Origin of the sequence: Antarctobacter heliothermus (assembly GCF_900188425.1) — a bacterium.
Classification (GTDB): Bacteria; Pseudomonadota; Alphaproteobacteria; order Rhodobacterales; family Rhodobacteraceae; genus Antarctobacter; species Antarctobacter heliothermus.
Map to the genome: position 1 here is coordinate 1 of NZ_FZON01000105.1, position 6,586 is coordinate 6,586.

Genomic DNA, 6,586 nt, shown 5'->3' on the forward strand with positions numbered 1-6,586 from the left:
CATGCCGTCATACCGCCGCGCAAGAATGCCAAGCCGTGGAAGCCATCGACTGCAGGGGCTATCGCTCGGAACGAGGCGCTGCGCGCTTCGAAATACCTTGGCCGCGCCATCTGGAGAAAATGGAGCGGATACCACCGACGAAGCCGCGCCGAGACGAAGATGCATTGCGTGAAGCTGCTGGGGCAGAGCCTCATGGCGCGCGACTTCGATCGTCAGGTCGCCGAACTTCAGATCCGCGCCGCCGTGCTCAACGGCTACACCGCGCTCGGCATACCCGTCACAGAGCCTGTGGGATAATTGCGTCCGGGGAAAGGGGAACTCCGGACGTTACCGACTTTGCGCAACAAAGCCGATCCCGCCCAAGACGATGTCCGTTGTCTTGACGATCACGCGTCCGTCCGCAAGATCCACCAGCGTCAGGCGCAAGGTCACGTCGCGCCCGGCGATCCCGGTCTCGCCCACCAGCACAAAATCGGCCTCTTGCCGGACCGTGGACTGGATGGCCTGCTGCCAGGCGTCGTTGCCCTGCCGGTTCAGCACCAGCGCCAGCGCGGCGCGCAATTCGGCGCTGCCGGCCAGAATGCGGGGTTTGTCGCGCCAGTCGGCGCACATCGCCTGCGCGGCGCGGCTCATGATTGCCTCGATCTCGGCCACGGGCAACGGTGTCTGGGCGGCGGGCGGCGGAGCCAGGGCGATGCGGCTGCCGGAAGGGATCTCGCCCTCGGCAGAGGCGCAAAGCTGTGCGCCCAAGGCGGTCTCTGCCTGCGCCAGCGCGGGACGGGGCAGGGCGCAGAGCACCATGAAGGCCAGCAGCAGGGCCGTTGCGGCGATGGATCGGCGCGTGTGCATGGCTCAGTCTTCCGGCGCGTATTCAAACAGGACCGTGTCCTCGCTGCCTGGCAACAGGCTGGGCGATTGGCGCAGATCTTGCTGGGCCAGCTTTTCATCCACATGATCGCGCAGTTCGCTCAGATGGATGCGCCCGTCGCCATCGCTATCCGCCGCGCCCCGCAGACCGTCCAGCGTGTAGTAGGTAAAGGCACCATGCCGCTTGTCGTCGAGCCAGTGGGCAAACTGCGGCGTGCGGAAATCGGTTGCCGTCAGGACAGAGACCTTGGCCTTTTCCATCGGCGGGGCGACCGCCACGCCAAACGCGCCGGAGACGCCGGGGACCAGGCTGCCTTGTGTCGACAGCCCCGAGAAACAGGCATCCAGCAACACGGTCACGTTTCTGACCGGCAGGCTTTCAAGCTGGCGGATCAACATGTCCAGCGGATAGGCCCCGAACCCCGGTTCTGCGGCGGGCACGTCAACGGGCAGCAGGTAGCCGCTGGGCAGTCCCTGTTCGTGAAAGACGGGCACGCCGTGGCCCGAATAGATCACCACGATTTCATCGACAAACCGTGCGCGGCGGGCAAGGCGGCCATCGGGCACCTCGTCAGTGCCGAAATAGCGCGCCATGCCGATGGAATTCAGGTCTTTTTCCACGATGATGTTTTCGTCCAGCACACCCAGCGTATTGCGGAAATACTCGGCAAAGGCGTCCGCGTCGTTGTGGGCATAGGCCACGGGCGGGGCCTCGGCGTAGGTGCGGTTGCCGATGATCAGCACCAGCATGTCAGGATGTGCCACCACCACGCGCGGCGCCTTGGGGGCCACCAGCGGCGGGGGCGGCGGCCCGGCGATCACGGGTTGCTTGTCTGGCAGATCGGGCCAGAGCGTCTCTGGCAGCGGCCACAACCGCACCATTCCGTCCCAACTGGCGGTCAGCAGGCTGCGCCCGTCGGGGGCGAAATCGACAGCGTCGATAGAGGCGCCATGCCCCTCGAACGAACGCAGTTCCTCTCCGGTTTCGGCGTTCCACAGATAGGCCGTGCGGTTCCATTCGCCGGTGACGATCAGGGCGCCATCCGGGCTGAAGTCGGCGGCGCGGATGGCCGCGTCGTGGCCGGGCAGTTCGCGCACCACCTTGCCGGTTTCAGTGTCCCAGATGCGCGCTGTCTTGTCCCAGCTGGCGGTCAGGATCCGCGTCCCGTCCGGTGAAAAGGTGACAGAAAGGATCAGCGCGGCATGGCCCTTGAACACGCGGATCTCTTCGCCGCTGGCCACGTCCCACAGGCGCGCGGTGCGATCGGTGCTGCCGGTCAGCAGGCGGCTGCCGTCAGGGCTGAGCGCAAGCGAGGTGATCGCCTCAAAGTGGCCAGAGAACTGGCGCAGTTCCGCGCCGCTGCGCAGATCCCACAGGCGGGCCACGCCGTCATTTCCGCCGGTCACGGCCTGACGGCCGTTCGGGCTGTAGGCGGCGGAGGTAAACCGCCCCCCCGCGTGCGTCAGCTTGAGGATTTCCTGCCCGTTGGCCAGATCCCAGACCCGCGCGGTGCCATCGGCGCTGGCGGTCAGCGCGCGGGTGCCATCGGGGCTGAAGGCGACGGCGCTGACGCGATGTTCATGCCCCTCCAGAATGCCAAGGCCGCGGCCGTTGGACACCTCCCACAACTGGGCTGAGAAATCGGCGCTTCCGGTCAGGACGTGCAAGCCATCCGGGCTGAACACTGCCGCGTCGATAGCGCCCTGATGCCCTTCCAGAACGATCGGGGCGGGCGTGGGCGTTTCGGCGTGCAACGCGCAGGCAGGGCCAAGCCCCGCCAGCGCAAGGCCAAGGGCGAACCGGGTCAGAAACGATCTGCAAGTCATCGTGAGGGCCTCCCTTGCGGCGCGGACATCTGCCCGGCGGCGCGTTACCATGTGATGGTGATATTGCCGTCCTTGTCCGTCTGCATGGAGCCGGGCAGCGGTGCGGCCGGTTCAGGCGTGGGGGGCGCAGCGGGCGCTGTTGGTGCCGCCGGGGCGACAGCAGTTGCCTCGGGGGCGGGCGCATTGCTTTCGGCCCCGGTGGCGGGCAACAGCAACGTCACCTCGACCCGGCGGTTGATCGCCGCGCCGGGTGTTGCGGGCGTCTTGAGGCGGCTTTCCCCCCAGCCCACGGCGATCAGGCGGTTGGGGTCGATGGGAAAATTGCGCACCAGATAGAGCACGACACTTTCCGCGCGCCGTTCCGACAGCCATTGATTGTAGGCCGCGTCGCCGGTCGCATCGGTATGTCCGGCAATCAGATAACGATGCGGTCGCAACGCCGACGAGGCCAGCGCGTGACCCAGCGCGGCCAGATCCTCACGCGCGCGGAAGGTGAGTTCATAGCTGTCCAGCGCAAAGAACACCTGCAGGTCGATACTGCTGGCCGGGACAACCCAGACGGTGCGGTTGCCGATCTGGACACCGCGTGACGCCTCTGGTGCCGGTGCCGTGCTTTCCTGCTGCACCGGGGCAAGCGAGTTGATGATGGCCTGAATGTCGGCGGCCTGGTCCGCCTGCACGGGCAGCGCGGTCACCAGTGCAAGGCCAAGACCGGCAAGCCATTTGGGGGCTGGCATCTTCATGGGGGGTTCCTCCCTTGTTGAGTTTCGGGCGCGGGGTGTCAGTTGCCGCGCAGAATGTCGGTGATGCCGCCGGATGACAGACCGTCTCCCGCCGGGACGGGATGGCGTTCCAGCGGCAGCGTGGCGGTCGGACTGTCGGGGGCCTTGGACGGCGAGCCGGAGGGCGCGCTGTCGGTGATCTGGCGCAGCAGGTCCGATTGGGCGAGGATCGCGCTGATCCGGGTGCTTTTGTTGAAACTGAGGGTGTCGTTCGCGGTCATGCCGCCCGAGTGGTGCAGCGCCACGGGGCGCAACTCTCGGTCAAACAGAAGAGAGCCGGAACTGCCGGGCTGCGTGTCGCAGCGGTGGCGCAGGATCGCGCCGTCCTCTTGTTCGGCGGTGGCAAAGCAACGAAAGCGCGTCATGACCTGCGGACGGCCCAGGGGATGGTGGATGACCAACAGCGGGTCGCCCGGATCGACGGCGACGTCCTCGATCAGCAGCGGCAGGACGTCGGCGGGCGCATCGGTCATGCGCACGAGGCTGAAGTCGAGCACGGAATGCCAGTCCTCGGGATCGACCGACAGGGTATAGCGCTGTGTGCCTTTGTCGCCCTGGGTCAGGTAGCCGGTCAGGATGGACGCGGCGAGCAGCTTTTGCGCCCCGTTTTCCGGGATACAGTGAAAGTTGGTGAGAACCCATCCGCCGGGCAGAATCGCGCCGGTGCAGGTCACCAAGTCGCGGCCGCCCCTGTCATTCTGTTCCAGCAGGTCGACACGGCCGATGGCGCGGGCCAGGCGGCGGATCGGGTCATCGGCAGGCAGTTCGCGGATCGGCTCGAACGCGCCGTCCTGCGCGGCGATATAGGCGCTGGCGTTGCCGGTGCTTTCCGGAAAGACCAGATCGGTCTTGCCGTAGTCATTGGCGTCAAAGGTGGCGGTCTGCGCCATGACCCCTGCGCCGACCAGCGACAGGACAAGCGATACGATCAGCATGAGGTTGCTCTGACGAGTCATCCTGTGATCCCTTCCAGCAATAGGGCTGCGCGTGGCGTGAGAGATGGCTTGGTGGCCCGCGCCGGGGATCGGCGCGAGCTGTTTTCAGATCAGCGGTTGCCCATCAGGCCGATCTTCTGGATCTCAAAGCGGTTGCCCGCCATCGCGATCCGGGCCTGAATGCCCATCGCCTCTGTCATCAGGCGCAGGTTGCGGTTCAGGCGCGCCACGTCCGAGCAGGTCTCGTACCAGTAGTCGGCGGAGGTCATGGTCACGCGGACCGGGCGGTGATGGTCATAGCCCTTGAACCCGGCAAGGTAGCCTTCGATCAGGGTCATTTCCTGCGGCTGGAACCCGGTAAAGGCCAGCGTGTAGGCTGTGGTCAGCCCGGTGCAGCCCACGGGGGCCATGGCAACCGGCGGCTGCGGGACAACGGGTGTCACGCCCATCGGTTGTTGCGGCACCAGAACGGGTTGCGGGCTGGCAGGCGACAGAACGTCCAGTTTGATCGCCAGAACCCGGCCCACTTCGGCGCCGATGGTCTTGGCCTCGTTGCCCACATGTTCCAGCACGCAGTCGCGCCCGCAGTTGCGCGGCAGCGAGGCGACAGGGATTTCCCCGGCACCGGGGCCAAACGCGACCTCAAAGTTGCCAAGACTCTGCATGGTCTGGGCGTGCAGCATCCGGCCTGTAACGCGGATGCGCAGATCGACGACGTCGGGGATGTACGGGTTCGGATCCGCCGAGGCATAGATCTGGATCGGCATGATTACGTCGATCGGCACGTTGGGAATGCGCTGGACCAGCGCGATCAGCTCTGCATCTGACCGGCGCACGCGGTTGGGATCGGTAAAGCCCATGATCACGCCGGTCTGGTCATAGACGCGAAAGCCCATGGTCTGGGTTTCGGTGATGATGGCGCGCAGCACGCGTTCGAACACGCGAGAGTTGCCGGGTACCGTATCCAGATCGGCGTCTTCCGGCACCGGCAGGATGTTGGGCTGGTCGCCGGCCATGGCCGGGGCAGGGGTAAGGGACAGCGCCATTACCAGCGCAAGTGTGGTGGCACCGGCCATCATGGCCTTGAACAGGGGTTTCATCCGGGTCTCCTCCTAAATGGGTTGGAATTGGGGGCCGTCGGTCCGGGAGCGGTCCGGCGGCTGTCAGGTCAGTGCAGCACGATGATGCGGCCGTCGGGCTGTACGATGACGCGGCCAGCGGCTGGCAGCGCCGGGTCACAGTCAATCCCCGGGTCCGGCGTGAAATCGTCCAGATCCAGCGCCGTGCCGTCCGGGCGGACGACCCCTGCGGGGCACGGTGGCAAGGCAGGGATATAGAGGCTGCCCGCCTGCGGCGGCAGAACCGGCACCGGCTGAGGTTCGGGGCGCGGCACAGGCTGCGGAACCGGCTTAAGATCGCTGGTCTGTGGCAACGGCAGCGGCACCGGCTGGACCGGCACAACCGGCTGGACCGTGTCGATCAGCGTCAGTTCCACGCGACGGTTGTCAGCCGCGTAGGGATCGACCGGGTTGCGCGGATACCGCTCGCCCCAGCCCACCACTTCGAGCCGCCAGGACGGCACCGAGTGATAGCGCATCAGGTAACGCTTGACCGCCCAGGCGCGGCGATAGGACAGGTCAGAGTTGTAATCCTCTGGCCCACGCGCATCGGTGTGCCCTGCGATCAGGTAGCGATTATTGACCAGTTGCGGCGATTGCAGCGCGCGCCCGATCAGATCCAGATGCGCCCGCGCGGGTGGCGTCAGAAACGCGCTGTCGTGGGCAAAGTAGATCGTGACATCAAGACTGTAGGCGTAGTTCAGCACAATGGGCCTGCTGTCGATGATGATCGTTGTCGGACGACCGACGATCACCGGCGGCAAGAAGACGTCAGGCAGCGGATGCACAATCACCGGAGGGCTCTGCACCGGCGGTGTGCCGGGCTGACCGGCCATCGGTGCCAGCGACTTGATGATCGCGGTCACGCTGTCGGCCTTGGCGGTGTTGAGTTGCAAGGTTTCGGTAGTGGTTTGTGCCTGCGCCCCGGACATCGCGCCCAGGGTCAGGGCGGCAAGGATGGCTAAGCCCGGCTTATTCATCCAAATCAGGGGAAATAGCTGGCGTGCCCGCGAAAGCTTTGTAGAATCAAGCTGCTAGACAAAATCCGACAGCAGCC

7 protein-coding genes are annotated in these 6,586 nt (G+C 65.9%); 1 reads left to right on the forward strand and 6 read right to left on the reverse strand.

Translation table 11 applies throughout. The annotated features are described in order from the left end of the window. Positions 1 to 297, forward strand: a 297-nt coding sequence (locus tag CHB90_RS25070; RefSeq protein WP_141135832.1) for a transposase, incomplete at its 5' end; no start/stop codon positions are given. Between the two features lie 30 nt (positions 298 to 327). On the opposite strand, the gene CHB90_RS25075 is transcribed toward CHB90_RS25070, so the two are convergent. The 6 genes from CHB90_RS25075 to CHB90_RS25100 form a co-directional block, all read right to left on the reverse strand. After that, positions 328 to 849, reverse strand: coding sequence for a hypothetical protein (locus CHB90_RS25075; RefSeq protein ID WP_089280435.1), 522 nt, complete (start codon positions 847 to 849; stop codon positions 328 to 330). 3 nt (positions 850 to 852) lie between these two features. Continuing rightward, positions 853 to 2,694 (reverse strand): caspase family protein, encoded by a 1,842-nt coding sequence (locus CHB90_RS25080; RefSeq protein WP_170941188.1) that lies wholly within the window; start codon positions 2,692 to 2,694, stop codon positions 853 to 855. 44 nt (positions 2,695 to 2,738) lie between these two features. Further along, positions 2,739 to 3,437, reverse strand: coding sequence for an OmpA family protein (locus tag CHB90_RS25085; RefSeq protein ID WP_089280437.1), 699 nt, complete (start codon positions 3,435 to 3,437; stop codon positions 2,739 to 2,741). A gap of 38 nt (positions 3,438 to 3,475) precedes the next feature. After that, entirely contained in the window at positions 3,476 to 4,432 is a 957-nt protein-coding gene (locus CHB90_RS25090; protein WP_089280438.1) for a trypsin-like serine peptidase, read from the reverse strand. Positions 4,433 to 4,521: 89 nt separating this feature from the next. Further along, complete coding sequence (locus CHB90_RS25095; protein ID WP_089280439.1) at positions 4,522 to 5,511, reverse strand: hypothetical protein; 990 nt, start codon at positions 5,509 to 5,511, stop codon at positions 4,522 to 4,524. Between the two features lie 68 nt (positions 5,512 to 5,579). Next, positions 5,580 to 6,509 (reverse strand): OmpA family protein, encoded by a 930-nt coding sequence (locus CHB90_RS25100; protein WP_089280440.1) that lies wholly within the window; start codon positions 6,507 to 6,509, stop codon positions 5,580 to 5,582. Positions 6,510 to 6,586: the final 77 nt, after the last annotated feature.